The sequence below is a fragment of the Pseudomonas sp. SMN11 genome (genome assembly GCF_052041945.1).
Lineage (GTDB): Bacteria > Pseudomonadota > Gammaproteobacteria > Pseudomonadales > Pseudomonadaceae > Aquipseudomonas.
In genome coordinates this window covers 1-21,504 of sequence record NZ_JBKGGW010000049.1, presented here as the reverse complement: position 1 = coordinate 21,504, position 21,504 = coordinate 1, and the positions used below count along the sequence as shown (strand labels likewise).

Genomic DNA, 21,504 nt, shown 5'->3' with positions numbered 1-21,504 from the left:
CAAGGAAAGCAATGAAAGTCCTATTTCTGGTACAGAAGGAACAGCGCGCGATCCTCGATCGCCTGTACGACGGCGTCGCGGCCAACTGCGAATGCGACCTGCGCTGGCTGACCAGCGAAGACCAGCGCAACCTGCGACGCTACTTCAAGCGTGAAGTGCAGGTCGAGCGCTATGACCGTATCGTCTTCTTCCTGCGCTTCAAGCAGGAGATCCGCCAGGCCGCCTTCATCCGCACGGTGCCGAACCTGGTCATTCTCGAGCACGACGCCTACCAGAACTACATTCCTTGCAAGTACACCGGCAAGTTCAGCGCGCATTATCGCAAGCTGCCGTGGGCACGGGTGATCAGCTCCGGCTACATGGTCAGCGAGCGCCTTCGCCAGGAGGGCTTCGATGCGGTGTTCGTGCCCAAGGGCTACGATGAGCAACTGCTGACCGACCAGGGCCGTGAGCGCGATATCGAACTGGCATTCGTCGGCAGCACCAACAGTGTTGCCTACAGCGGGCGCAAGGCGCTGCTAGACGAACTGGGGCAGGTCGAGAACCTGGTGGTCACGCGCACCAAGTCGGGCGAGGACTACTGCAACACGCTCAACCGTATCCAGTACTTCGTCAGTGCCGACGTTGGCATGGGCGAGTACATGATCAAGAACTTCGAAGCTATGGCCTGCGGCTGTGTGCTGCTCGCCTATGACCAGGGCGAGGCAGAGAATCGCGCGCTGGGGCTGCAGGACATGCACAACGTCGTGTTCTACGGCGACATCCCGACGTTGCAGGCCAAGTTGCGAATCTTGCGCGACGATCCCGCACTGGCACAGCAAATCGCCAGGAACGGGCGCGAGCTTGCCGTGTCGCGTTTCAGTTTTGCTGCCGTGGGGCAAAGCATCGTGGAGCATATGCGCCCGGCGCTGAGGCCCCATCCGCCGTTGTCCGCGTGGCAACACCTGCGCCTGAAACTGGGCTTCTGATCTGAGTATTCCAACCTATGCTGGAAAAAGGGTGCTTTCCCGGCGCTACGCCGGGGCAAGACGGGCATTGACGCGGCGCTTGGGCACCCTTGTCGGCATGGAATCATCTTTTTCTGTCAATGACGTTGCAGTCCCACTTGGCTTGCACGGGAGAGCGGCGCTATCCCCATGAATATCGTCAACATGATGTGGGCAGGCGGTTCTCCGTACATGTCCATCCATAAAGTTCATCAACAGGTGCTGTCGCAAGCGGGAGCCGACGCCCGCATCAGCAACTGGCTGCTGCTGGGCGGTGAGCTGTGCCATGGGCGAGGTTCCACGCGTGTATGGCACATGCCGCAGCGAGCGCTGAAGGGCAAGCACCTGTGGCGCCTGTTGCGTCCATGGCTGCGCCTGCGCCTGCGCAGGGCATTGAAGGCGGCCGGGGCCGAGGTGATCCTGCTCGACGGCGTTGGTGTCGCACGGCTGGTGTTGCCAGTGCTGCAACACATCCCTGAGGTGCGGGCCAAGGTGCTGTTCCATGGCATGACCCGCCTGACCGCCAGTGATGTCAACCTGTTGAACCAGCTTCCAGCGGACCGTTTGAGCATCGCGGCAGTCTCTCGCACCCTCGCGCAATCCCTGGAGCATGACATTGGCCGGCCCGTGCAGACACTGCGCATGGCGTTCGACCCGCAAGCCTTCACCAGGCCGCTGCTCAGTCGTGAGCAGGCGCGCGAGGCGCTGGCACTACCGGATACCGGTGGCCCCGTGCTCGGCGCGGTGGGCCGGCTGGTCGAAAGCAAAGGTTTCGAGATGCTCATCGAGGCATTTGCCAGCGCGGTTGAGCACCAGCCAGGCATACGGCTGGCAATAGTCGGTGATGGCCCGCTACGCGCAAGCCTGCAGGCGCGGATCGATGCGCGGGGCCTGGCCGGTAGCGTACATCTGTGTGGGCATCATGATGAATTGCAGCAACTGTACCGAGCGTTTGACTGGCTGTTGGTGCCTTCGCGTGCGGAAGGTCTGGGTCTGGTGGTGCAAGAAGCTGTCATGGCGGATGTGCCGGTAGTCTGCAGCGACCTGCCGGTGTTCAGGGAGCAATTGCTGGAATCGGGCTGCTACCTGCCGGTTGGCGACGTGGAAGCCTGGGCTCGGGAGATCGCGCGCTGTGATGTCCCCCGAGCGCTGGCGATGGCCGCCCGGCAGCGGCAGACGCTTGCCCCGGAAGCGGCATGGCAGGCGTTCTGCGATGGATCGCACAGCCTGCTGCGCGGTTGAGGTCAGCGCGCCAGCAAGGCTGCCTCGAAGTCGGCGAGGGGGAATCGGTCACCCAGGTTCTCCCGCTCGATGTAACGCACCATGTGCTGCACGTTGCGGCGGATCATGCGGGCGGACAGTGGCGGGCGCAGGAAGCGCATGTCCGCTACATCGATCAGGCCGAGGCGCTCGTCAGGAGTGACGACTACGTTGCCCAGATGCAGGGAGCGGAAATAGATGCCACTGCGGTGAAGGTGGCGAATGAGCTCGATCAGGCGAGGCAGGTAGTGATCCCAGCTGAAGCCGGCGTCCCGAGACATTTGCAGCAAGGTGCGTCCTGGCAACGGGCGATAGAGCACTGCTGTTCTGCCCGGTACATCGAGCTTGTGCTGGCTGATCACCTCGAGGGTAGGGATGCCCAGTTGCGCAAGCCGTGCTGCGTTATCGACGAAGCGTTGTGAGTAGGGGCGCAGCAGCGCAGATGAAATAAGGCGCTTGCGGCGAAATACCTTGAGGAAATTACCATCGCCAAGCAGGTAGACTTTGGCGCCATGACTGTCAGCCTCCAGTATCTGGGCACCAAGTATCAGCTGATCGAAGTCGAGCTGGGAGAGCCGGGAGCATTGCATGAGTTGAGCCTTGTCATCTGGCGAGCAAATTGACCGGCAATAATGCCGAAAATAATGCCGAAGCACCAATGCATGGTGTCGTTGATTGACCGAGGGGACCTATGGTCTACGAGAAAAACTGGGTTCAGGCCTGGTTGGGTGTTGGTTTGGTGTGGTTCTTCGGGGCGATCGCCCTGGCGCCTAGTAACAAGGTTTATCAGCAAGGTCTGGTTGTGTTCCTGTGGGTACCCATGCTGCTGCTGGCATGGCCTGCCCGGCGGGTGCTGGTTGAAGCCTGGCGACGCCAACCGGCGCTGTGGGGCAGCATTATGCTGCTGATGGTGTGGGGGCTGATCAGCCTGGCCTGGACTGCTGCCGAAGACGCTAGCCGCGAGGCCAAGCGCTTACTGTACATTCTCGTGTTCTTGCTCGCGTTCCCTGTGCTGGCACAAGCCGGCAGCGCCCGTGTTCGGCACTTGTTGCAGTTAGGGGCTGCCGCACTGGCATTGGCTGCATTGCTGTCGATCGTGCATTTCTATGGCCTGCAGGCCATGCCTTTGACCGGGCGGCTGGCCGGTATCGGCGGTATTTCGCACCCGATTCTCGGTGCCTATGTGGTCGCCGCCGGAGCACTGTTGCTGTTGTACCAGATGCCTCGGCAACGGCTTGCCCAACTTGGCTGGTTGCTGGCGCTGGCCTGCCTGGGGGCCTTCGTCGTGCTCAGTCAGAGTCGCGGTGCAGTGCTGTCCTTGCTGTTTACCCTGTTACTCGCGCCGCTTTGGTGCCGTGACCGTCTCAGCAGCGTGATCGCGATCATGGCGATGGTCACGTTCGGCCTGGCCATCTATTTCATGTATGACCTGCTGGCTGAGCGTGGTGCGTCATATCGGCCACAAATCTTCGAAACGGTGCTGCACATGATCACTGTACATCCGTGGGGCGGGCTGGGCCTTGGCTCCGGTTACACGGTAAGCGCTGCAGGCCTTGAGTTCGATCACTCCCACAATATGTTCACCCACGTTGCCTTGGAATTGGGCTTGCCCGGTATGGTGCTGTGGGCCGCAGTCTGGCTGTTTGCCCTGGGTGAGATCGCACGTGCCCGGCACACCCCGATGGGCAAGATCCTGTTTGGCCTGTGGGTCTTTTCGACAATGGCGATGCAGTTCGATGCGGCAAGCCTGACCGCTACGCCGCGCGCCGAGTGGTTCGTCAGTTGGTTGCCGGTTGCTCTGGTCATGTTGTTGCCATGGGTACGTGCCGAAAATGACGCCTGTGGTAAAATTTCCGGTTCAACCTGAACAGCGAGCTCGATGATGGCCGAAACACCGCTACCGGCGGAACACAGCTCCAGCCTGAAGATCTACTTCCGGCTGCTGGGCTACGTGAAACCTTATGTCGGCATTTTCCTGCTGAGCATTGTCGGTTTTGTGATCTTTGCTTCGACCCAGCCTATGCTGGCCGGGATTCTCAAGTATTTCGTCGACGGGTTGAGCAACCCGGAAGCGGTACTGTTCCCCAATGTCCCCTACCTGCGCGACCTGCAATTGCTGCAGGCGGTGCCATTGCTAATCATCTTGATCGCGGCGTGGCAAGGTCTGGGCTCGTTCCTGGGCAACTATTTCCTGGCCAAGGTTTCCCTTTGCCTGGTGCATGACCTGCGCGTTGAGTTGTTCAACAAACTGCTGGTGCTGCCCAACCGCTACTTCGACAACCACAACTCTGGCCACCTGATCTCGCGGATCACCTTCAACGTGACCATGGTCACCGGCGCTGCCACCGATGCGATCAAGGTCGTCATCCGTGAAGGCCTGACAGTGGTGTTCCTGTTTGGCTACCTGCTGTGGATGAACTGGCACCTGACCCTGGTGATGGTCGCCATCCTGCCGGTGATCGCGGTGATGGTCAGCGTTGCCAGCAAGAAATTCCGCAAGCAGAGCAAGAAGATCCAGTCCGCCATGGGCGATGTGACGCATGTCGCGTCCGAGACCATCCAGGGTTACCGGGTGGTCCGCAGCTTCGGCGGTGAAGCCTACGAGCAGCAGCGCTTCGCCAACGCCAGCCAGAGCAACACCGACAAGCAGCTGCACATGACCAAGACCGGCTCGCTGTACACGCCGTTGCTGCAGCTGGTGATCTACACCGCCATGGCGGCGTTAATGTTCCTGGTGCTGTTCCTGCGTGGTGAGTCCACTGCCGGTGACCTGGTGGCCTACATCACGGCGGCGGGTCTGCTGCCCAAGCCGATCCGCCAGCTGTCGGAAGTCAGTTCGACCATCCAGAAGGGCCTGGCCGGTGCCGAGAGCATCTTCGAGCAGCTGGACGAAGAGCCAGAAATCGATAACGGCACCGTCGAGAAGGACCGTGTTCAAGGCCGCCTCGAAGTGCGTAACCTGAGCTTCACCTACCCCGGTACCGAGCGCGAAGTGCTGAGCGATATCAACTTCGTCGCCGAGCCTGGGCAGATGATTGCACTGGTCGGCCGCTCAGGCAGCGGCAAGTCGACCTTGGCGGCCCTGATCCCACGCTTCTACCACCACGACCAGGGAGAGATCCTGCTCGATGGCGTGGAGATCGAAAGCTATCGACTGCGCAACCTGCGCCGCCATGTTTCCCAGGTGACCCAGCACGTCACTCTGTTCAACGATACCGTGGCCAACAATATCGCCTATGGCGATCTGGCGGGCGCCCCGCGTGCCGATATCGAAGCGGCAGCCGCAGATGCCTATGCCAAGGAATTTGTCGACCGCCTGCCAAAAGGCTTCGATACCGAAGTCGGTGAGAACGGCGTGCTGCTCTCCGGTGGCCAGCGGCAGCGACTGGCGATTGCCCGGGCACTGCTGAAGAATGCGCCGCTGCTGATCCTCGACGAAGCCACTTCGGCGCTGGATACCGAGTCCGAGCGGCATATCCAGGCGGCCCTGGATCACGTCATGGAAGGTCGCACCACGCTGGTGATCGCCCACCGCCTGTCGACCATCGAGAAGGCCGACCTGATCCTGGTGATGGACCAGGGCCGCCTGGTCGAGCGCGGTACGCATGCCGAACTGCTTGCGGCTAATGGCCATTATGCCCGCTTGCATGCCATGGGCCTGGATGAACCGGCCAAGGCCGATATCACCTGACCCGCCTTGATCGGGGCCGCATCGGCCCCGATTGTCACGGGAATTTACCAGGGTGTATCTGGCCGTAAAGCCGTCGCCTACCCTGTGCTAATATCCTGCCCCTGTTCATTATTTCCATATGGGTTGCCCATGAAGTTGTCCATGCCGCGTTTCGATCAAGCCCCGGTACTGGTGGTCGGCGATGTCATGCTCGACCGCTACTGGCATGGCGGTACTTCGCGTATCTCGCCTGAAGCGCCAGTGCCGGTGGTCAAGGTCGATCAGATCGAAGATCGCCCCGGCGGCGCGGCCAACGTTGCCTTGAACATCGCCGCCCTTGGCGCGCCAGCTTCGCTGATCGGTGTCACCGGCCAGGACGAGGCCGCCGACAGCCTGGCCAACAGCCTGCAGGCCGCTGGTGTGCGTTCGGTGTTCCAGCGCATCGCGCACCAGCCGACCATCGTCAAGCTGCGGGTCATGAGCCGTCACCAGCAATTGCTGCGCATCGATTTCGAAGAGCCGTTCGCCACCGACCCGCTGTCGCTGGGGGCGGAAGTTGACACGTTGCTCGAAGGCGTCAAGGTTCTGGTCCTGTCCGACTACGGCAAGGGCGCGCTGAAGAACCACCAGAGCCTGATCCAGGCCGCACGTGCCAAGGGCATTCCAGTGCTGGCCGATCCCAAGGGCAAGGATTTTTCCATCTACCGTGGCGCCAGCCTGATCACCCCGAACCTCAGCGAGTTCGAGACCATTGTCGGCCGTTGCGCCGATGAGGCCGAACTGGTCGCCAAGGGGCTGCAATTGCTGCAGGACCTGGACCTGGGCGCGCTGCTGGTGACCCGTGGCGAGCACGGCATGACCCTGCTGCGCACCGGTCAGCCGGCGCTGCACCTGCCAGCCCGGGCGCGCGAAGTGTTCGATGTGACCGGTGCAGGCGATACCGTGATCTCGACCCTGGCGGCTGCCATTGCCGCAGGCGAAGACCTGCCGCACGCCGTGGCCCTGGCCAACCTGGCCGCGGGCATCGTGGTCGGCAAGCTGGGTACCGCGGCTATCAGTGCCCCGGAGCTGCGCCGGGCGATACAGCGTGAGGAAGGCTCCGAGCGCGGCGTGCTGGGCCTGGAGCAATTGCTGCTGGCCATCGACGATGCGCGGGCACACAAAGAGAAGATCGTCTTCACCAACGGCTGCTTCGACATCCTGCATGCCGGGCATGTCACCTACCTGGAGCAGGCGCGGGCACAGGGCGATCGCCTGATCGTCGCGGTCAACGACGACGCGTCGGTCAGCCGCCTCAAGGGGCCGGGCCGTCCGATCAACAGCGTTGACCGGCGCATGGCCGTGCTGGCCGGCCTGGGCGCGGTCGATTGGGTGATCAGCTTCCCCGAAGGCACCCCGGAAAACCTGCTGAGCCAGGTCAAGCCAGACGTGCTGGTCAAGGGCGGGGACTACGGTATCGATCAGGTGGTGGGTGCCGATATCGTCAAGGGCTATGGCGGCACCGTGAAGGTGCTGGGGCTGGTCGAGAACAGCTCGACCACGGCCATCGTCGAGAAGATCCGCAAGAACTGATCGATTGCTAGGGCTGCTTTGCAGCCCATCGCCGGCAAGCGCGGCTGCCACAGGGCCTGCGCAGTTTTCAAGGCATGTGCTGTACCTGTGGGAGCCGCGCTTGCCGGCGATGGGCCGCAAAGCGGCCCCAGTTTGTTACTTGTGAAGTGAAGTCCGGGCCCGTTCCAGCAGCGCCCGTGCCTTGTCGCCAAAGCGCTGCAAATGAGAAGCCGGCGCCACCTTGCGCTCCACCAACCCTTGCTGCTTCACCCAGTCCTTCCAGCGAATCCGCTCATCGGCCACCACCCAGCCTTCTTGCCGGGCAAAGCTTTCGGCCAGGTACAGCCCGCGGGTACTCGCCGGCACCAGCTCATCCTTCTTCAACGTGTACAGCTCGGCCAACGGCTGCCCATCCTGTACCGGCATCAGATACAGATCTGGACGCTTGCGGTTGAGCCTCGCCACCAGTTGGTCACCTTCCAGGCGCTCATCGACATGAAACAGGCTGAGCTTCTTGGCTTCTCTAGGCACCTGCAGGCGCATGTCGTAGATCAGCTGCAGCGAAGCCGTCGGCAAGTGCACATAGGCCCGTGGCCGCTCCAGCAGCATCAGGTTGCCGCAGTGCACCGGGCGGGCAGCACCCGACTCCGGCGTCAGTACGAAGGGTAAGGCTTCGCGGTAATGCAGTGCGGCGGCATAGGGGGCTGGCAGCCAGGTGTCATTGAAACGCCCGCTTAGCCAGCCTTCCGGGGTCTCCAGCAGGCATTCTTCAGCTACTTCCTGAACGGCGGTGTGCAGCGGCAGGTTGAGTTCCTGGGCGGGGACATACCCGGAAATCAATTTCAGGACCACGTCGCCACGGTCCTGGCGGCGTTGCCTCACCAGCACCCAGTAGTCACGGTGCTGCCAGTGCAGGGTCAGGCGTACGGAAACCCCCAGGTTGGCCAGTTCGACCACGAAGCGCTGCTTGTCGGCCAACTGGATCGCGCGCCGCCGCTGTTGGGTCTGGGCGAAGTTCAGGGGCATGCCGATGCTCTGGTAGACCAGGCCCTCGGCGGTGGCTTCGACATGCAGCGGCAGTGTCTTGAAGTTGCTCGGGTTCTTGCGGATCAGCGTACGCGCCACGAGGCTCCTCCTTGCGTTGGGTCAGTCTCCAGGCCCATCTTGGGTGGGTGACAACTCAATGCTGGCCCAGGATGCGGGCGACGGTGGCCACGTTGTGGGCCAGGTGCAACGGATTGATGGTGCCGACAATAGCACTGCTCACGCCGGGGTGGGCAAACAGCAACTCGAAGCTGGCTTGCACCGGATCGACTCCAGGGGCAAGGCAGATATGCCCGCTGGCCAACGCCTTCTTCACCAGAATGGCCTTGCCGTGTTCGGCAGCGTAGTCTAGCACCGGGCGTTCTGCCTGCTCGTTGAGGTTGTAGGTGACCATGGCGCAATCGCCTTGCTCCAGCGCTTTCAGGCCACCGGCAACCGTCTTGCCGGAAAGTCCATAGCCGAGAATCTTGCCTTCCTGCTTGAGTGCAGCCAGGGTGTGGTAGACCTCTTCCTGTTCGAGGATTGCCAGGTCATTGCCATCGGAGTGCACCAGCACCAGCTCGATGCGGTCAGTTTCCAGGCGACGCAGGCTGCGCTCCACCGAGCGGCGGGTGTGGGCAGCGCTGAAGTCGAAGCTGGACTGGCCGTCTTCGAATTCCTCACCCACCTTGCTGACAATCATCCATTCATCACGCTGGCCGCGCAGCAGCGGCCCCAGGCGCTCTTCGCTGCGGCCGTACGCCGGGGCGGTGTCGATCAGGTTGATACCCAGTTCGCGGGCCTGGGCCAGCAGCAGGCGAGCTTCGTCATCGTCGGGGATGGTGAAGCCATTGGGGTATTTGACGCCTTGGTCGCGTCCCAGCTTGACCGTACCCAGGCCCAGCGGCGAAACCTTGAAACCGGTGCTGCCCAGCGGGCGGTGCAAGCCATGCAGGGTTGGCAAGGTCATGGCAGCAGTTGCTCCCAGGCCGGTACACCCAGGGCCGGGCGCGGCAGGCCGGAAAGATCGCTCTGCGCGGCCGGGCGCACGCCATCGCGCTCGAGGCTGGCGAGTACGCGGTCACTGAAGTCCGGTGCCAACGCCAGTTTGGTCGGCCAGCCCACCAGCAGACGCTGTTGTTCGGCGAGGAAGGCGTTGTCGGGACGCACCAGGCCGGACTGTGCGGGCTCGGCGCGATCGACGCGCAGGGTCGCCCAGCGCACCTGGCCTTGGTCGACCCAAGGCAACAGGCTGGCGATTTCCTTCTGCGCTGCGGCAATCTGCGCGGCAGGCTCGCGGGCCACACCGTCGGCCTCGGCGATATCGCCGCCGAGGTACCAGACCCACTGGCCGTCTGCGGCCGGGTGGGTGGTGACGGTTACACGCGGCTTCGGCCCACCGCCCAGGCAGTGCGCATAAAGCGGCTTGAGGTTTGGCCCTTTGGCCAGGACCATGTGCAACGGCCGGGTCTGCATGGCAGGTTGCTTGAAGCCCAAGGCATGCAGCAGATCTTCGGTGCCAGCGCCGGCGCTGAGCACGATGCGCTGGGCGCGGATTTCACGGCCGTCGACGCGCAGGCCGACCAGTTCGTCGCCCTCGCGCAGAGGTTCGACCTGTTCGCCAGCGAGCAGGCTGTCACCGGCCAGTCCGGCCAGGTTGGCCAGCAGGCTGGGCACATCGATCACCAGTTCCGCCAGGCGGTAGACCTTGCCCTTGAAGCCACGGTCCTGCAGGGCCGGTGGCAATTGCTCGCCCTTTACCTGATCGACCCGGCCGCGCACGGCCTTGCTGGCGAAGAAGCTGGTCAGGTTGCCGGCCAGGGTGCCTGGTGACCACAGGTAATGGGCATCGGAAAGCAGGCGGGTGCGGGTCAGGTCCAGTTCGCCGTTGCCATCGATCGCTTCGCGCCAGCGTCGCGGCATGTCGGCGATGGCTTCCGAGGCGCCGGTCAGGGCGCCGTGCAGGGCGTACTTGGTACCACCATGGATGATGCCTTGGGACTTGATGGTCTGCTCGCCACCGAGGGTGGCGCGCTCCACCAGCACTGTCGAGTAACCCAGGCGACGCAGGCGGGCATTGAGCCAGAGGCCTGCGACCCCGGCGCCGACGATCAGTACGTCAGTGGAAATGGCAGTTGGCATGGCGGTACCTCGAAGACTGGGACAGCTGGCAAGTATACAGGCTGCCTCAGTGCCCGGCAGTTTTGGAAAACAGCTGAATCACAACCACGCCGCCAACGATCATGGCCATGCCCAGCATTGCCGGCACATCCAGCTTCTGCCCATAGACCACCAGCGCAGCCACGCTGATCAGCACGATGCCAAGGCCCGACCAGATTGCATAGGCGATGCCTACCGGAATGCTGCGCACCACCAGGGTCAGCATCCAGAACGCGATCCCGTAGCCGACCACCATCAGCAGCAACGGCAACGGCGTGCTCAGCCCCTTTACCGCCTTCATTGAGGCAGTGGCGATGACTTCGGCGCAGATGGCGATGGCGAGATAGGTATAGGCATTCATGACGGGATCCTCCGGTAACTGGCTCGGCATTCTAGCGATTGACCGGATGCGGTAAAGTCATTACCTATCCGAGCTGGAGATAGGTTGATGGCCGAGCAATGGAATCTTGAACAATTGCGCACTTTCCTGCGGGTTGCCGAATTGCGCTCCTTTTCCGCCGTGGCCCGCGAACAGCGCAAGGCGCAGTCGGCCATCAGCAATGCCATCGCCCTGCTTGAAACCGACCTAGGTGTCACGCTTTTCGAGCGCAGCAGCGGACGCCAACCCAAACTGACTGAAAACGGTACGGCGTTGCTCGAAGATGCCCGCGAGCTCTTGCGCCAGTGCGAACGCCTGGATGGTCGTGCCCTGGCCTTGATGCGTGGCCAGGAAGCCTTGTTGCGGGTGGCTCAGGACGAAGCGATGCCTTACCAGCCTGTGATCGACAGCCTTGACGAACTGGCGAGTCGTTACCCGTACCTGGAGGTGCAACTGGCCAGTGGTGCCCAGGGGGATGTGGCGCGCAAGCTGGCCGAGCGACGCGCCGACCTGGGGCTGTTCTTCCACCACGAAAGCATCCCGGCATCACTGGAGCGCCGAGCGTTGGGCAGTGTGGAAATGGTAACGGTCTGCGCGATTGATCATCCGCTTGCCCATGAAGGGCGGGTCACCCGTCAGCAGTTGGCCCGCCACCGGCAATTGCTGATCACCCCGCAGCAAAGCGGCTACCCAGGTGGCGAAGCGATCAGCCCGCAGGTCTGGCGTGCCGACAGCTTCTACGCCATGGCCGAACTGCTGATGCGCGGACTGGGCTGGGCCTGGCTGCCGCGGCATGTGGTGCAATACCCGACCTACCAGGCGCACATGGTCGAGCTCGACAGCGAATGGCGCCCGCCCGCGCTGGTGGCCGAACTGGCCTGGCGCCGTGATGAACCGCTGGGCCCGGCTGCGCAATGGTTGGCCGAGCGCTTTGCGGTGCACCTGCGCGCGATCGGGTAAACTCCGCGGCCATGAACAGAACACTCTATACATTGCTGTTTCACCTGGGCCTGCCGCTGGTTGCGCTGCGCCTGTACCTGCGCGCACGCAAGGCTCCGGCCTACGGCCAGCGCATCGGCGAGCGCTTTGCCCGCAGCCTGCCGGCCATGCGCCAGGGCGGGATCTGGGTGCATGCGGTGTCGGTTGGTGAAAGCATTGCCGCCGCACCGATGGTGCGTGCGCTGCTCAAGGCGTACCCGGACCTGCCGATCACGCTCACCTGCATGACCCCGACCGGCTCCGAGCGCATTCGCGCGATGTTCGCCGATGAGCCGCGCATCCAGCATTGCTACCTGCCCTACGACCTGCCATGGGCGGCCGGGCGATTTCTCGATCATGTGCGCCCGCGGCTGGGCATCATCATGGAAACTGAACTGTGGCCCAACCATATCCACCAATGCGCCAGGCGCGGCATTCCGGTGGCCCTGGCCAATGCCCGATTGTCCGAACGCTCGGCCCGTGGCTACGGGCGCTTCGCCAATCTGACCCGGCCGATGCTGGGCGAAATGAGCCTGATCGCGGTGCAGACCGAAACCGAAGCCCGGCGCTTCCGTGACCTGGGCGCGCGCCCCGAGTGCGTGCAGGTGACCGGCTCGATCAAGTTCGACCTGAAAATCGATGAGCACTTGCCGCCTCGTGCCAGGGCATTGCGCGAACAGTGGGGCGCCGACCAGCGTCCGGTATGGATCGCTGCCAGCACTCACGAGGGTGAGGATGCCTTGATCCTGCAGGCGCACCGGCAGTTGCTGCAGGTACATGGCGATGCGCTGCTGATTCTGGTGCCGCGTCATCCTGAGCGGTTCGATACCGTGCATGCCTTGTGTGCCGAGCAGTTCGCCACAGTGCGCCGCTCCGCCGGCACGCCAGTGGATGCCCGGACGCAGGTGCTGCTCGGCGATACCATGGGTGAGTTGCTGTTCCTCTACGCCCTGGCCGACATCGCCTTTGTCGGCGGCAGCCTGGTGGCCACGGGCGGCCATAACCCACTGGAGCCTGCGGCATTGGCATTGCCGGTGCTCATGGGGCCACATGTGTTCAACTTCCTTGAGATCAGCGCGATGCTGCGCGAGGCGGGGGCGTTACAGCAGGTCGATGATGCCGACGGGCTGGCCGAGGCGGTGCGTCGGTTGATCGAGTTGCCCCAGGGTGCGCAGCGCATGGGCGAGGCGGGCAGGGCGGTGATGCGGGCCAACCAGGGCGCCTTGCAGCGCTTGCTGGATGGGTTGGGCAAGCTTCTCAGCTGATTTTTGTGTTGGCTTCTTCGCGGGCGCACCCGCGAAAAAGCCAAAACTTTTCTCAAGGCCTGCGCTCGAAGTTCTTGGCTGCAGCGGCCGCCAGGTCCGGCGGCAGGAAGTCCTTGTCCGGGTTGTAGTCCGGCTTCAGGTACTGCTTGAGGTCCTGCAGGTCCTGCGGGCTCAAGGTCCCTGCCGCCTGCTTCAGGCTCAGGTTGTCGAGAATGTAGTCATAGCGGCTGTTGTTGTAGTCGCGCACCGAGGTGTACAGCTGGCGCTGGGCGTCGAGCACGTCGACGATGTTGCGGGTGCCGACCTGGTAGCCGATCTCGGTGGCTTCCAGCGCACTCTGGTTGGAAATGATCGACTGCTTGCGCGCCTGCACTTGCTCCACATCGGTGTTCACTGCGCGGTGCAGGTTGCGGGTGTTCTCCACCACCTGGCGGCGCAGGCTTTCGCGTTGCTGCTCGCTCTGGCTCAGGCGCTGGTAGGCCTCGCGCACCTGCGAGCTGGTCAGGCCGCCGCTGTAGATCGGGATGTTCAGCTGCAGGCCGACGGTGGTCTGCTCCACATCACCGCTGTAATGCACATTGGGCAGTGCAGCCGAGTTGCTGAAGCCCAGGTTGTCGTTGTCGCCTTTCTGGTACTGGGCCACCGCATCGAGGGTGGGGGCGTGGCCGGCCTTGCGCTGGCGCAGGGTTTCTTCGGCGGCGGCAACGGCGTGGTTGGTGGCCAGCAGGTTGAGGTTCTGGCGGCCAGCGGTTTCTACCCAGGCCTTGGCGTCGTTGGGGGTTGGCACCTTCACCGGCAGTGTATGGACCACACCCTGGATCGAGCTGTATTCGCGGTTGGTCAACGTGACCAGGGCCTCGAAGGCATCCTGCACCTGACGCTCGGCGACGATCCGGTTGGCCCGGGCGGTGTCATAACTGGCCTGGGACTGCAGCACGTCGGTCTTGTCGGAGAGGCCGACGTCGAAACGTTCGTTGGACTGGTCCAGCTGGCGCTTGAAGGCCGCTTCCTCGGCCTTGGTCGCCGCCAGGTTGTCCTGGGCACGCAGCACGGTGAAGTAATCCTGCGCAGTCTGCAGGATCAGGTTCTGCTCGGTCGCCGACAGTTGCAGCGCCGCCTGCTCGTTGACCGCTTCGGCAGCCTGCAGCTGGAACCAGCGATCAGCGCGGAAGATCGGTTGCGAAAGGGTCGCGCTCCAGCTGTTGCCACTGCGGTTGACGGTGGCCGATGGCTGGTCGATCTTGGTGCGGGTATTTTGCATCTCGGCCCCGGCCGAGAGGTTTGGCAGCAGGCCGGCGCGAGCCTGTGGCACCACTTCTTTCTGGGCGCCGTAATCTGCACGGGCGGCAGCAAGATCGGCGTTGTTGTCGACCGCTTCCTGGTAAACACTGACCAGATCGGTCTTTACCGTCGTGGGCATGTCTGCTGCCCAGACCACTCCGTTGGACGCACAAGACACGGCTATCGCCAGTGAAAGTTTGCGCAGCATAGAGGCAATCCTTGTACGAAATTTAATTACTGAACTGTTGAGTATCGAGCGACGGGCCAGTGTAGTGCCATGCGCACCCGCCAACAATCATAGGTTGCGCCTTTCATCTCCCCTGCGTTTTACCCGCTTGGCTTTGCCGACCACTCCAGTCTAGACTGCGCATGTTCTTGTCGGGGTGCCTTGAAGCAAAGGCTGAGATCGCAGAGGTGCGGATCCCGTTGAACCTGATCAGGTTAGCGCCTGCGTAGGGAACAAGATTGCTCGCCTTCCCGGGGAGCCTCTTGTGCCAGGTCCGGGAATGTCGCAGCTGCATGCAGCTTCAGGCACCCCCATATCCGGCACTGCACCCATCCAGGGTGCGTCCACGTCTTTCAGGTTCACCCCGACATTCCACTGCTAGGAAGCCGTCTGGAGAGCCTGTGATGACCAAACAAGAAAAAACGATCAACCTCAGTGAATCGGCGCAAGTCGATCAGCAGTCCGTGCAACCGTTCCCGCGTTCGCGCAAGGTCTACGTCGAAGGCTCGCGCCCGGACATCCGCGTGCCCATGCGCGAAATCAGCCTGGACGATACCCCGACCGACTTTGGCGGCGAAAGCAATGCGCCGGTGCTGGTCTACGACACCTCCGGCCCGTACACCGACCCCAACGTCATCATCGATGTGCGCAAGGGCCTGGCCGATGTACGTTCGGCCTGGATCGACGCGCGTGGTGACACCGAGCGCCTGGGCGGCCTGAGCTCCGACTTCGGCCAACAGCGCCTGAACGATGCCGAGCTGGCCAAGCTGCGCTTCGCCCACGTGCGCAACCCGCGCCGGGCCAAGGCTGGCGCCAACGTCTCGCAGATGCATTACGCCCGCCAGGGCATCATCACCGCCGAGATGGAATACGTGGCCATCCGCGAGAACATGAAGCTGCAGGAAGCACGCGCTGCGGGCCTGCTCGACGAGCAGCATGCCGGCCACAGCTTCGGTGCCAACATCCCGAAAGAAATCACCCCGGAATTCGTCCGACAGGAAATCGCTCGTGGCCGCGCGATAATCCCGGCCAACATCAACCACCCGGAAGTGGAACCGATGATCATCGGCCGCAACTTCCTGGTGAAGATCAACGGCAACATCGGCAACAGTGCCCTGGGCTCCTCGATCGAGGAAGAAGTGGCCAAGCTGACCTGGGGCATCCGCTGGGGCTCGGACACTGTCATGGACCTGTCCACCGGCAAGCACATCCACGAAACCCGCGAGTGGATCATCCGCAACTCGCCCGTGCCGATCGGTACCGTGCCGATCTACCAGGCGCTGGAAAAGGTCAATGGCGTGGCCGAGGACCTGACCTGGGAGCTGTTCCGCGACACCTTGATCGAACAGGCCGAGCAGGGCGTGGACTACTTCACCATCCACGCCGGTGTGCTACTGCGCTACGTGCCGCTGACCGCCAAGCGGGTCACCGGTATCGTCAGCCGCGGTGGCTCGATCATGGCCAAGTGGTGCCTGGCGCACCACAAAGAGAACTTCCTGTACACGCACTTCGACGAGATCTGCGAAATCATGAAGGCCTATGACGTCAGCTTCTCGCTGGGCGACGGCCTGCGCCCAGGTTCGATCGCCGACGCCAACGACGCCGCCCAGTTCGGTGAGCTGGAAACCCTCGGCGAGCTGACCAAGATCGCCTGGAAGCATGATGTGCAGTGCATGATCGAAGGCCCCGGCCACGTGCCGATGCAGCTGATCAAGGAGAATATGGACAAGCAGCTGGAATGCTGCGACGAGGCGCCGTTCTACACCCTCGGCCCGCTGACCACTGACATCGCCCCAGGTTACGACCACATCACCTCCGGGATTGGTGCGGCGATGATCGGCTGGTTCGGTTGCGCCATGCTCTGCTACGTCACGCCCAAGGAGCACCTGGGCCTGCCGAACAAGGATGACGTCAAGACCGGTATCATCACCTACAAGATCGCCGCCCATGCTGCCGACCTTGCCAAGGGCCATCCGGGCGCGCAGATTCGTGACAATGCCTTGTCCAAGGCACGCTTCGAATTCCGCTGGGAAGACCAGTTCAACCTCGGCCTGGACCCGGACACCGCACGCGCCTTCCACGACGAGACCCTGCCGAAGGAATCGGCCAAGGTCGCGCACTTCTGCTCGATGTGCGGGCCGAAGTTCTGCTCGATGAAGATCACCCAGGAAGTGCGTGAGTACGCGGCCAAGATCGAGGCCGTGGACGTGACGGTCGAGCAAGGCATGCGCGAGCAGGCCGAACGGTTCCGCCAGGAAGGCAGCCAGCTGTACCACAAAGTCTGACTCAAGGCTGACTCCTGTAGGAGCGGCCTTGCCGGGGCGCCGGACCGGTCGGAAAGGGCTGCGAAGCGGCCCCAGATTTCAGCTTCGCCGCCGAATTTGCTGGGGCCGCCTTGCGGCCCTTTCGCGACACGAGGCCGCTCCTACAACGACCATGTCCAATCAAAAAATTTTGCCGAGTGCCGACAAGCATGACCACCCCCAGCCAATTCTCCCCCGACCACCCGGTCCCCACCCACCAGCGCATCTTCGGTGCCCGCGACCTGTTCTCGCTGTGGTTCTCCCTCGGCATCGGCCTGATGGTCCTGCAGGTTGGCGCCATGCTTGCCCCTGGCCTTGGCCTGGCCGGCGCGGTCCTGGCCATCGCCCTTGGCACCGGTGTCGGTGTGCTGCTGCTCGGCGCTGCCGGTGTCATTGGCAGTGACACTGGTCTGTCGGCCATGGGCACCCTGAAGTTGAGCCTGGGTAGTCACGGCGCGCGCTTGCCGGCACTGCTCAACCTCCTGCAACTGGTGGGCTGGGGTGCATTCGAGATCATCGTCATGCGCGATGCTGCCAGTCTGCTGGGGGCACGGGCGTTCGGTGAAGACAGTGCCTGGAACAGCCCGATGCTCTGGACGCTGTGCTTCGGTGGCCTGGCCACCCTGCTGGCGGTCAGCGGCCCGTTGGCGTTCGTGCGCAAGGTGCTGCGTGCCTGGGGTATCTGGCTGCTGTTGGGTGCGTGCCTGTGGCTGACCTGGAACCTGTTCGCCAAGGCCGACCTGGCTGAGCTGTGGAACCGCGCCGGGGATGGTTCGATGTCGCTGGCCGTGGGCTTTGACATTGCCATTGCCATGCCGCTGTCATGGTTGCCATTGATCGCCGACTACTCGCGTTTTGCCCGTAACGGCAAGCATGTATTTGGCGGTACCGTTCTGGGCTACTTCATCGGCAATACCTGGCTGATGAGCCTGGGCGTGGCGTACACCTTGGCCTTTGCCGCCAGCGGCGAGGTCAATGCGCTGTTGCTGGCCCTCGCGGGCGCCGGCATGGGTATCCCATTGCTGTTGATCCTGCTGGACGAGTCGGAAAAGGCTTTTGCCGATATTCACTCGGCTGCCGTTTCCACTGGCGTGCTGTTACCACTGAAGGTCGAGCACCTTGCCTTGGCCATTGGTGTGCTATGCACCCTGATCGCCTTGCTGGCACCACTGGCCCAGTACGAGAACTTCCTGCTGTTGATCGGCTCGGTGTTCGCACCGCTGTTTGGCGTGGTGCTGATGGACCACTACGTGATCCGTCGCCGCCGCCTGCCGGCCCAGGTCGGTGGTTTGCATTGGCAGGCGCTGCTGGCCTGGGTGGTGGGTGTGGCGGCTTACCATGTGATCGCCGCCAAGGCACCGGAGCTGGGGGCTACCCTGCCAGCACTGCTGCTGGCAGGTGGGCTGCATGGCCTGCTGAGTTTCAGCCGCGGCCGGGAAACAGCTCAGGCTTGAGCACGCCGTTCAGGCGTGGGTAGGGGATCTTCAGCTCCACGTGGCCCATGGAGTAGGGCGCGATGGCGTAGACCTCGTACTTCACCACCAGCGCGCCGTACGTCAGGGCGATGTGCGGCGAGCGCTTGAAGGGCCAGGTCTTGACGAACTCGGCGTCCTTGTCCATGCCCACGCTGATCAGCCAGGCGCGATGCGACTCTTCCACGGTCTTCCAGAAGGTCTCTTCCTGGCCTGGCACCAGCATGTCCTGCAGGGTCAGCACCTTGTCCAGCTTGCGCGAGTAGTTGATGAAGCCGCGCCCCGGCATGCCGTGGGCGCCGCCGCTGTCGAGGTAGCTGGACAGCTCGATGATCACCAGCCCGTCATGCTGCTCGCGTACCTTGGCTTGCAGGTAGCTGCTGTTGCGTTTGTCGGCACTGGCCAGGTATTGCTGCTCGTAAGCCTGCAGGGTGGTTGGCGCGGTGCCATGCTGATTGTCTTCGGTCAGTTGCAGCAGGCGTTTTTCGACGATGGCATCGAGCTTGGGCTGGGCCGGGAAGTGGACGGTGTCGATGTTCACCAGCGGGCAGTCACTGGCGCTGCAGCCGGGTTTGACGTGCTCCCAGGCATCACGCTTGACCTCGAGCGGGGTCCGGTAATTGGGTGCGAACAGGCTCTGGCAGGCGCCCAGAGCGAGTGCCAGCACGGCCACGGCAGTCAGTTTGACAAGTGTCATGATGATCCTTGCAGAACAGGGAAAAGTCGGCCTTTGACCGTCTGCGCGGCCTTCAGTTCGCCACTAAGCTAACAGAGTGAAGGCGTGCTGTCCCGAGTGCGCGAACGGTTGCCGGAAAGGGGTGAAACGGGCCACCGTGCAGAGTAGGATGGCGCGATGCGGTAAGTGAGGTAATGAGGATTTCCATGTCAGACACGTTAAATTCGGTGCCCAAGGCGGTCGAGATCGTCAAGCGGACCAACTGCTTCAAGGGCTTCTACAAGCTCGACAAGGTGCAGCTGCGCCATGAACTGTTCGCGGGTGGCATGAGCCGTGAGATCAGCCGTGAGCTGTTCGTGCGTCACGATGCGGTCTGCGTGCTGCCTTACGACCCGCTGCGCGACGAGGTGGTGCTGATCGAGCAGTTCCGTGTCGGCGCCTTGGGCAAGGTCGAAAACCCCTGGCTGATCGAGATGGTCGCCGGTCTGATCGACAGGGAAGAAGAACTGGAAGAAGTTGCGCATCGCGAAGCCGAGGAAGAAGCCGGGCTGAAGATAGGCGCCTTGTGGCCGATTACCCGTTACTTCCCTTCGCCCGGCGGCAGTGATGAGTACGTGCACCTGTATCTGGGCCGCTGCACCAGTGAAGGCGCAGGTGGCTTGCATGGTTTGGAAGAAGAAAGCGAGGACATCCGTGTACGCGTGTGGTCGTTCGACGATGCAATGCAGGCCGTGCGCGACGGTCAAATCTGCAACGCGGCGACCATCATCAGCCTGCAGTGGCTGGCGCTGAACAAAGATGAAGTTCGAGGTATGTGGAAGTGAACCTGTTGCGTGAGCGTTATCGGGTCGATCTGGCCGGGCTGCAAGCAGCCTGCGAGGCCAACTATGCCCGGCTCATGCGCCTGCTGCCTGATATGCGTACTACCCAGAGTTCGCGGCGCATCGGCATGACCCAGGGCGACCAGATGCTCGGTGTGCTGGTGCTCGATGTGCTGCTGGCCTGCCCGTACACCACTACCCTGCGGGTACGCCAGGAGCACAGCCTGCCTTGGCTGCCGGTGCCGCACCTGGAGGTGCAGGTGTATCACGATGCGCGCATGGCCGAAGTGATCAGCGCCGAGCATACCCGCCGCTTGCGCAGCATCTATCCGTACCCCAACGAGGCCATGCACCAGCCGGACGAGAAGGCGCAGCTCAATCTGTTCCTCGGCGAATGGCTCAGCCATTGCCTGGCCTGCGGCCACGAACTGGCAAGTGTGCGCTGAAATGTGACCTGGGTCGGGTGCGAGTGTTTGCTCGCAGCCGTTCCAGCGCCATAATTCGCGCAGTACCCGTTCGAGGAGACGGCCGTTGCCGCACCCAGACTCTTCCCCTGCACCCGTGCATGTGGTGCAACTGACCGATGCCCACCTGTTCGCCAACCCGGCGGGCACCTTGCTGGGCCTCAATACCCGCGACAGCCTGCGCCACGTGGTGGCCCAGGTGCGTTGCGAGCAGCCGCGTGTCGATTTGCTGTTGTGCACCGGCGACCTGTCCCAGGATGGCAGTATCGCTTCGTATGAAGCGTTCCGAGAGCTGACCGGCGAATTTGCCGTCCCGACTCGCTGGTTGCCGGGCAACCATGATGAAGCCAAGGTCATGGCTGAAGTCGCGCCAGAGCTGGTGCAGTCGGTGACCGACATCGGCAGCTGGCGCGTGGTCATGCTCGACACAGCGGTGGCGGGCGCTACCCATGGGCTGCTCGAGCCAGACCAGTTGTCGATCCTTGATGAAGCCCTGGCCTCGGCCGGCGAGCGCCATTGCCTGGTGTGCTGCCACCACCAGCCGGTGGATATCGGTTGCGCCTGGATCGCTCCGATCGGTTTGCGCAATGCCGATGAATTGTTGCAGCGGTTGCGCGGTTATCCACAGGTGAAGGCGTTGCTCTGGGGGCACATTCATCAGGAGTGGGATGAACGGCGCGATGGCTTGAGGCTACTGGCCACGCCGTCGACCTGCATACAGTTCGCGGCGGGCAGCGAGGACTTCAAGGTCAGCGAAGAGCAGCCGGGGTATCGCTGGATGCGCCTGCATGCCGATGGGCGGGTGGAGACTGGCGTGGAGCGGGCCACTGATTTTGAAGTGAAGCTCGACTTCAATAGCCCGGGGTATTGAAGATCCTGGGGCTGCTGCGCAGCCCATCGCCGGCAAGCGCGGCTCCCACAGGAGTAATGCAAACCTTGAGGTTGGCGCTGTACCTGGACTGCCCCCCAAAAGTTGGACAGTTTTAAGT

The 21,504-nt window shown here is 62.9% G+C and carries 19 protein-coding genes and 1 riboswitch; of the genes, 12 read left to right on the top strand and 7 right to left on the bottom strand.

Annotation, left to right across the window (positions count from 1 at the left end; all coding sequences use genetic code 11):
• The first annotated feature begins 11 nt into the window (after positions 1-11).
• Positions 12-968: a glycosyltransferase gene (locus tag ACLEJU_RS26630; protein WP_435425421.1), complete on the top strand. Its 957-nt coding sequence runs from the start codon at positions 12-14 to the stop codon at positions 966-968.
• A gap of 168 nt (positions 969-1,136) precedes the next feature.
• The gene (locus ACLEJU_RS26625; RefSeq protein ID WP_435425422.1) at positions 1,137-2,228 is read left to right on the top strand and encodes a glycosyltransferase; all 1,092 of its coding nucleotides are present in this window, start codon (positions 1,137-1,139) and stop codon (positions 2,226-2,228) included.
• Between the two features lie 2 nt (positions 2,229-2,230).
• On the opposite strand, the gene ACLEJU_RS26620 is transcribed toward ACLEJU_RS26625, so the two are convergent.
• Positions 2,231-2,836, bottom strand: a complete 606-nt coding sequence (locus ACLEJU_RS26620; protein WP_435425423.1) for a toluene tolerance protein — start codon at positions 2,834-2,836, stop codon at positions 2,231-2,233.
• A gap of 101 nt (positions 2,837-2,937) precedes the next feature.
• Between ACLEJU_RS26620 and ACLEJU_RS26615 the strand changes: the two genes are divergently transcribed.
• The 3 genes from ACLEJU_RS26615 (at position 2,938) to hldE (ending at position 7,488) form a co-directional block, all read left to right on the top strand.
• A complete protein-coding gene (locus ACLEJU_RS26615) occupies positions 2,938-4,113 on the top strand; it encodes an O-antigen ligase family protein (protein WP_435425424.1) in 1,176 nt (391 codons plus the stop codon).
• A 15-nt stretch (positions 4,114-4,128) separates the two neighbouring features.
• Entirely contained in the window at positions 4,129-5,937 is a 1,809-nt protein-coding gene (msbA, locus tag ACLEJU_RS26610) for a lipid A export permease/ATP-binding protein MsbA (RefSeq protein WP_435425425.1), read from the top strand.
• A gap of 129 nt (positions 5,938-6,066) precedes the next feature.
• The gene (hldE, locus tag ACLEJU_RS26605) at positions 6,067-7,488 is read left to right on the top strand and encodes a bifunctional D-glycero-beta-D-manno-heptose-7-phosphate kinase/D-glycero-beta-D-manno-heptose 1-phosphate adenylyltransferase HldE (RefSeq protein ID WP_103445929.1); all 1,422 of its coding nucleotides are present in this window, start codon (positions 6,067-6,069) and stop codon (positions 7,486-7,488) included.
• A 135-nt stretch (positions 7,489-7,623) separates the two neighbouring features.
• Here the strand turns inward: hldE and ACLEJU_RS26600 are convergent, their stop codons facing one another.
• Genes ACLEJU_RS26600 through ACLEJU_RS26585 form a run of 4 tightly spaced genes read right to left on the bottom strand, consistent with a single transcriptional unit; the run spans position 7,624 to position 11,011 of the window.
• Positions 7,624-8,592, bottom strand: a complete 969-nt coding sequence (locus ACLEJU_RS26600) for a metal ABC transporter ATPase (protein ID WP_085676736.1) — start codon at positions 8,590-8,592, stop codon at positions 7,624-7,626.
• A 55-nt stretch (positions 8,593-8,647) separates the two neighbouring features.
• The gene (locus tag ACLEJU_RS26595; RefSeq protein ID WP_435425362.1) at positions 8,648-9,460 is read right to left on the bottom strand and encodes an aldo/keto reductase; all 813 of its coding nucleotides are present in this window, start codon (positions 9,458-9,460) and stop codon (positions 8,648-8,650) included.
• The gene (locus ACLEJU_RS26590) at positions 9,457-10,632 is read right to left on the bottom strand and encodes an NAD(P)/FAD-dependent oxidoreductase (protein ID WP_435425363.1); all 1,176 of its coding nucleotides are present in this window, start codon (positions 10,630-10,632) and stop codon (positions 9,457-9,459) included. The genes ACLEJU_RS26595 and ACLEJU_RS26590 overlap by 4 nt, the downstream gene beginning before the upstream one ends.
• Before the next feature lie 46 nt (positions 10,633-10,678).
• A complete protein-coding gene (locus tag ACLEJU_RS26585) occupies positions 10,679-11,011 on the bottom strand; it encodes a DMT family transporter (RefSeq protein WP_054887895.1) in 333 nt (110 codons plus the stop codon).
• An 87-nt stretch (positions 11,012-11,098) separates the two neighbouring features.
• Between ACLEJU_RS26585 and ACLEJU_RS26580 the strand changes: the two genes are divergently transcribed.
• Both ACLEJU_RS26580 and waaA read left to right on the top strand, forming a co-directional pair.
• Positions 11,099-11,989 carry a LysR family transcriptional regulator gene (locus ACLEJU_RS26580; RefSeq protein ID WP_435425364.1) on the top strand — a complete coding sequence of 297 codons (891 nt, stop codon included), beginning with the start codon at positions 11,099-11,101 and terminating at the stop codon, positions 11,987-11,989.
• An 11-nt stretch (positions 11,990-12,000) separates the two neighbouring features.
• Positions 12,001-13,272, top strand: a complete 1,272-nt coding sequence (gene waaA / locus ACLEJU_RS26575; RefSeq protein WP_435425365.1) for a lipid IV(A) 3-deoxy-D-manno-octulosonic acid transferase — start codon at positions 12,001-12,003, stop codon at positions 13,270-13,272.
• A gap of 52 nt (positions 13,273-13,324) precedes the next feature.
• On the opposite strand, the gene ACLEJU_RS26570 is transcribed toward waaA, so the two are convergent.
• Positions 13,325-14,761 carry a TolC family outer membrane protein gene (locus tag ACLEJU_RS26570; RefSeq protein ID WP_435425366.1) on the bottom strand — a complete coding sequence of 479 codons (1,437 nt, stop codon included), beginning with the start codon at positions 14,759-14,761 and terminating at the stop codon, positions 13,325-13,327.
• A 161-nt stretch (positions 14,762-14,922) separates the two neighbouring features.
• Positions 14,923-15,029, top strand: a riboswitch (TPP riboswitch).
• A gap of 154 nt (positions 15,030-15,183) precedes the next feature.
• On the opposite strand from ACLEJU_RS26570, the gene thiC reads away from it, so the two are divergent.
• Together thiC and cytX are read left to right on the top strand one after the other, a co-directional pair.
• Positions 15,184-17,064 carry a phosphomethylpyrimidine synthase ThiC gene (gene thiC, locus ACLEJU_RS26565; RefSeq protein WP_435425367.1) on the top strand — a complete coding sequence of 627 codons (1,881 nt, stop codon included), beginning with the start codon at positions 15,184-15,186 and terminating at the stop codon, positions 17,062-17,064.
• 188 nt (positions 17,065-17,252) lie between these two features.
• A complete protein-coding gene (cytX, locus tag ACLEJU_RS26560) occupies positions 17,253-18,536 on the top strand; it encodes a putative hydroxymethylpyrimidine transporter CytX (protein WP_435425368.1) in 1,284 nt (427 codons plus the stop codon).
• Here the strand turns inward: cytX and ACLEJU_RS26555 are convergent.
• On the bottom strand, positions 18,505-19,251 hold the full coding sequence (locus ACLEJU_RS26555; RefSeq protein ID WP_435425369.1) for an RsiV family protein: 747 nt from the start codon (positions 19,249-19,251) through the stop codon (positions 18,505-18,507). The two genes, cytX and ACLEJU_RS26555, sit on opposite strands and share 32 nt — an antisense overlap.
• 185 nt (positions 19,252-19,436) lie before the next feature.
• Between ACLEJU_RS26555 and ACLEJU_RS26550 the strand changes: the two genes are divergently transcribed.
• The 3 genes from ACLEJU_RS26550 to cpdA all read left to right on the top strand — a co-directional run bounded on the left by ACLEJU_RS26550 (position 19,437) and on the right by cpdA (position 21,386).
• Entirely contained in the window at positions 19,437-20,054 is a 618-nt protein-coding gene (locus tag ACLEJU_RS26550) for an NUDIX domain-containing protein (protein ID WP_435425370.1), read from the top strand.
• Positions 20,045-20,497, top strand: a complete 453-nt coding sequence (locus ACLEJU_RS26545) for a DUF1249 domain-containing protein (RefSeq protein WP_054887887.1) — start codon at positions 20,045-20,047, stop codon at positions 20,495-20,497. The genes ACLEJU_RS26550 and ACLEJU_RS26545 overlap by 10 nt, the downstream gene beginning before the upstream one ends.
• An 85-nt stretch (positions 20,498-20,582) precedes the next feature.
• A complete protein-coding gene (gene cpdA, locus ACLEJU_RS26540) occupies positions 20,583-21,386 on the top strand; it encodes a 3',5'-cyclic-AMP phosphodiesterase (RefSeq protein ID WP_435425371.1) in 804 nt (267 codons plus the stop codon).
• Positions 21,387-21,504: the final 118 nt, after the last annotated feature.

Bases quoted from the DNA above. Each gene is read 5' to 3' on its own strand.
- cytX (WP_435425368.1), top strand. From the start codon at position 17,253: ATGACCACCCCCAGCCAATTCTCCCCCGACCACCCGGTCCCCACCCAC.
- hldE (WP_103445929.1), top strand. From the start codon at position 6,067: ATGAAGTTGTCCATGCCGCGTTTCGATCAAGCCCCGGTACTGGTGGTC.
- ACLEJU_RS26570 (WP_435425366.1), bottom strand. From the start codon at position 14,761: ATGCTGCGCAAACTTTCACTGGCGATAGCCGTGTCTTGTGCGTCCAAC.
- ACLEJU_RS26615 (WP_435425424.1), top strand. From the start codon at position 2,938: ATGGTCTACGAGAAAAACTGGGTTCAGGCCTGGTTGGGTGTTGGTTTG.
- ACLEJU_RS26620 (WP_435425423.1), bottom strand. From the start codon at position 2,836: ATGCAATGCTCCCGGCTCTCCCAGCTCGACTTCGATCAGCTGATACTT.
- msbA (WP_435425425.1), top strand. From the start codon at position 4,129: ATGGCCGAAACACCGCTACCGGCGGAACACAGCTCCAGCCTGAAGATC.
- ACLEJU_RS26590 (WP_435425363.1), bottom strand. From the start codon at position 10,632: ATGCCAACTGCCATTTCCACTGACGTACTGATCGTCGGCGCCGGGGTC.
- ACLEJU_RS26555 (WP_435425369.1), bottom strand. From the start codon at position 19,251: ATGACACTTGTCAAACTGACTGCCGTGGCCGTGCTGGCACTCGCTCTG.
- ACLEJU_RS26625 (WP_435425422.1), top strand. From the start codon at position 1,137: ATGAATATCGTCAACATGATGTGGGCAGGCGGTTCTCCGTACATGTCC.
- ACLEJU_RS26595 (WP_435425362.1), bottom strand. From the start codon at position 9,460: ATGACCTTGCCAACCCTGCATGGCTTGCACCGCCCGCTGGGCAGCACC.
- ACLEJU_RS26550 (WP_435425370.1), top strand. From the start codon at position 19,437: ATGTCAGACACGTTAAATTCGGTGCCCAAGGCGGTCGAGATCGTCAAG.
- thiC (WP_435425367.1), top strand. From the start codon at position 15,184: ATGACCAAACAAGAAAAAACGATCAACCTCAGTGAATCGGCGCAAGTC.
- ACLEJU_RS26630 (WP_435425421.1), top strand. From the start codon at position 12: ATGAAAGTCCTATTTCTGGTACAGAAGGAACAGCGCGCGATCCTCGAT.
- waaA (WP_435425365.1), top strand. From the start codon at position 12,001: ATGAACAGAACACTCTATACATTGCTGTTTCACCTGGGCCTGCCGCTG.
- ACLEJU_RS26580 (WP_435425364.1), top strand. From the start codon at position 11,099: ATGGCCGAGCAATGGAATCTTGAACAATTGCGCACTTTCCTGCGGGTT.
- ACLEJU_RS26585 (WP_054887895.1), bottom strand. From the start codon at position 11,011: ATGAATGCCTATACCTATCTCGCCATCGCCATCTGCGCCGAAGTCATC.